We start from the raw sequence: 244 nt of genomic DNA, 5'->3' as shown, positions 1-244 counted from the left end.
GTTCCGCATTCAGCCGCTTGCTCTTGGAGAACACCCAGGTGATCACAAAAGCAGATACCATCGAGAGCAGCGTACCGATCAGGAAGTTGAGCATATCACCGGACTGCACGCAGACAAAGCCGATGAAACCTGCGGAACCGGGGGCCACGTTGAGCACGTTGGTCAGGGTCACGTAACCGCAGCCGATGGCAGAGCCCAGCATCGCCGCGTAGAAGGGGTATTTCATCTTCAGGTTGACGCCGAA

1 pseudogene is annotated in these 244 nt (G+C 57.0%); it reads right to left on the bottom strand.

Annotated elements, in window-relative coordinates:
• Window positions 1-244, bottom strand: a pseudogene (locus tag H6B10_RS16425) (PTS sucrose transporter subunit IIABC); the annotation flags it as partial.

Origin of the sequence: Gemmiger formicilis, from assembly GCF_016901605.1 — a bacterium.
GTDB lineage: Bacteria > Bacillota > Clostridia > Oscillospirales > Ruminococcaceae > Gemmiger > Gemmiger formicilis_B.
Note: the sequence above shows the minus strand (reverse complement) of the source record. Positions and strands in the feature narration are given on the sequence as shown.